Consider the following 2,917-nt stretch of genomic DNA (forward strand, 5'->3'; position numbering starts at 1 on the left):
CGCTCGGATGGCGATTCCGGCCGGCGGCGTTCCGCGGCAGCCTGCATGGATTTCGGGGAATCCTCACACATGCGGGGGACGGGGGCAAGGGGGATCCGCGGCCGCGGGCCGGTTGACGCCGGGGTGCAAATCCGCTATGGACAGGGGGCGGCTTCGCCGCCTCGTTGCCGATGGCGAAGGAACACGGCGATCTTGGTGTCTGTACCGACGTCGCGCACGAAGTCCTGGTGACGGGCGGATCCCAGCCCTGACGGCCCGCGTTCCCGGAGGAGCCCGATGACCAAACTGCCGGTCCTGCGCGACTTGGTGATCGTGCTGGCCGTCTCGCTGTCGGTCGTGTTCGCGCTGCGCCGCGCCGGCGTGCCGACGATCGCCGCCCTGCTGCTGTCGGGCGTGGTGCTGGGGCCCGGCAGCCTGGGCCTGGTGCGCGAGCACGAGAGCATCGAGGTCGTGGCGGAGATCGGCGTGGCGATGCTGCTGTTCGGGATCGGGCTGAAGCTGTCGCTGCGCGAGTTGGCGCGCCTGCGCACCCTGATCCTCGGGGCGGGCGGGATGCAGGTCGGGCTGACCGTCCTGGCCGGCGTGACCGCGGCGACGGCCTTCGGCTACCCGCCGGGGCAGGCGGTGTTCTTCGGCTGCCTGCTGGCGCTGAGTTCGACGGCCATCGTGCTGAAGATGTTCGAGAACCGGGGCGAGACCGACGCGCCGCAAGGGCGGCTGGGGCTGAGCGTGCTGGTGTTCCAGGACCTCGCGGTCGTGCCCATGATGCTGCTGCTGCCGGTGCTCGGGCGCACCGAGGGGCTCTCGTTGGGTCGGGCGGGGGTTTCGCTGGTCTGGTCGTTCGCCATGGTCGCGGCGATCGTCGTCTGCGCGCGCTACCTGTTCCCGCGGATGCTGGAGCAGGTCGTGCGCGCCCGCAGCCGCGAACTGTTCGTGCTGGCCACGCTGTTGACGGTGCTCGGCACGGCCTGGCTCGGCAGCCTGGCGGGCCTCTCGCTGGCGCTGGGCGCGTTCCTGGCGGGCATCGTGGTGGCGGACTCGGAGTACGCCCAGCAGGTGCTGGCCGAGATCGTGCCCCTGCGCGACGCCTTCGGCAGCCTGTTCTTCGTCTCGGTCGGCATGCTGCTGGACCCCGCGATCTGGCTGCACGAGCCGCTGGCCACGCTCGGCCTGGGCGCGGCGGTGCTGGTCGGCAAGGCGCTGATCGTGGCCGCCACGGCGCTCGCCTTCGGCTTCGGGGCGCGCGTGGCGGTGCTGGCGGGCCTGGCCCTGGCCCAGATCGGGGAGTTCTCGTTCATCCTGGCCGGCGCCGGGGCGGCGCACGGCCTGATCGGCGGCGAACTGATGCAGCGCTTCCTGGCCGTGTCGGTGCTGACGATGCTGCTGACGCCCTTCCTGGGGATGCTGTCGCCGCGCCTGGCGGCGCGCACGGAGAGCGTGCTCTGGCTGCGATGGCTGCTCGCGGTCCGGCCGTCCCGCGCCGGGAGCGACGCGGACGAGGATGCGGCCGCGCTGCGGGACCACGTCGTGGTGGTCGGGCACGGGCTCAACGGCCACAACGTGGTGCGGGTCCTGCGCGAGCGCGGCATCCCCTACGTGGTGCTCGAACTGAACCCGCACACCGTGCGCGAGGCGCGCGAGCGGGGCGATACGGCGCTCTACGGGGACGCCACCAGCCCCGACGTGCTGACCAACGCCGGGATCGCCCGGGCGCGGGTGCTCGTGGTGGCGATCGCCGACCCGTCGGCGACGCGGCAGATCGTGGCGGTCGCGCGCCGCGCCGCGCCGCACTTGAAGGTCCTGGTGCGCACGCGGTACGTGAGCGAGGTCGACGCGCTCTACCTGCTCGGCGCCGACGTGGTCGTGCCGGAGGAGTTCGAGACGTCGCTCGAGCTGGCCGGTGCGGCGATGGCGGCCTTCGGGGTGCCCGGCCGCGCCGTCGAACGGGACAAGGTGCGCATCCGGCAGGAACGGTACGCCTCGCTGGCGGCGGGCGGGCACGCGACGCCGGCCGCCGCGCCCCTGGCGGCGTTGCTGAGCGCCGCCGACCTGGAAGAGCTGGCGCTGGGGGAGGCCTGCGCCGCCGCGGGGCGGACCCTGCGCGACCTGGACCTGCGCGGGCGTTCGGGCGCCACCGTGGTGGCCGTCGCGCGCGGGAGCGAACTGACGGGCAACCCCCCGCCGGATCACGTCCTGCGGTCGGGGGACGTGCTCTGGGTGTGGGGGCAGCCGGAGCAGACGGAGGCGGCGCGGGAGCTGCTCCGGACGCATGGCGAACATGAGGGGAGCTGATCATGTCGGGGACCATCACGACCCGTGATCTGACCCCCGCGCTCTGGCCCCAGGTCGAAAAGCTCTTCGGAAACAAGGGCGCCTGCGGTGGTTGCTGGTGCCAGGCCTGGCGCATCGGCCCCGGCGAGAAGTGGGACGAGATCAAGGGCGATCCGGCCAAGGCGCGGCTGCGCGCCGGCGTCGCGGAGGGGAGCGTCCACGCCGCGCTGGCCTTCGACGGCGAGCGGCCGGTGGGCTGGTGCACCTTCGGGCCGCGCCTGTCGTTCCCGAAGCTGGCCCGGGCCCGCACCCTGAAGTGCGACGATGCCGAGCGTGTCTGGTCGATCACCTGCTTCTTCATCGTGCGTGACCAGCGTGGGCGGGGCGTGGCCACGGCGCTGCTCGGCCACGCGTTGCGCGCGATGAAGCGCCGCGGAGTCGGGATCGTCGAGGGGTACCCGTCGAAGCCCGACGCCGAGGGCAACTACGTGCCCACCTTCGCCTGGACCGGGACGCAGTCGCTGTTCCGCATGGCGGGGTTCGAGGTGGGCGGCACTCGCGAAGGGGGCAGGCAGAGGGTCCGTTTGTCACTGACTTCCGGGAGCTCGCGATGATCGAGAAGTACCATTTCACGGGTTTTCCGCCG

2 protein-coding genes are annotated in these 2,917 nt (G+C 72.7%); both read left to right on the forward strand.

The annotated features are described in order from the left end of the window. The first annotated feature begins 276 nt into the window (after nucleotides 1–276). Entirely contained in the window at nucleotides 277–2,292 is a 2,016-nt protein-coding gene (locus Q7W29_04170; GenBank protein MDO9171010.1) for a cation:proton antiporter, read from the forward strand. Nucleotides 2,293–2,294: 2 nt separating this feature from the next. Beyond that, nucleotides 2,295–2,885: a GNAT family N-acetyltransferase gene (locus tag Q7W29_04175; GenBank protein MDO9171011.1), complete on the forward strand. Its 591-nt coding sequence runs from the start codon at nucleotides 2,295–2,297 to the stop codon at nucleotides 2,883–2,885. The last annotated feature ends 32 nt before the right edge of the window (nucleotides 2,886–2,917 follow it).

This window comes from bacterium, from assembly GCA_030654305.1.
Classification (GTDB): domain Bacteria; phylum Krumholzibacteriota; class Krumholzibacteriia; order LZORAL124-64-63; family LZORAL124-64-63; genus PNOJ01.